The 304-nt window shown below is 44.7% G+C and carries 1 protein-coding gene; it reads right to left on the bottom strand.

Annotated elements, in window-relative coordinates:
* Positions 1-251: hypothetical protein (locus A3739_RS30780; protein ID WP_231877036.1), on the bottom strand; the 251-nt coding region annotated here is incomplete at its 3' end.
* Between the last annotated feature and the right edge of the window lie 53 nt (positions 252-304).

Genomic DNA, 304 nt, shown 5'->3' on the forward strand with positions numbered 1-304 from the left:
ATAACACTATAGCGCGTCACTATGCTTTTTCGCTTGTGACCAAGCGTTCGGTCAGTTTGAAGCATATAGTTGACGGTTTGCACCCCAAGATGCGCAAAATTACTGCGCGACAGCAGTCCTTGCACACCTATCTCACTATACTCCTGAACATCCCCCGCTTGAGGGCTTTCGCTCACCACAAGAATCTGAATTGTTGCTGAAATGCAGCGTCTTAATTCAGACAAAAATTCGCGAGATGACATGTTAGGCACAAGATCACTTACAACTAATATTTGGTAGCTTGGATGACCCTTCAATGCACTTA

This window comes from Oleiphilus sp. HI0067, from assembly GCF_001635735.1.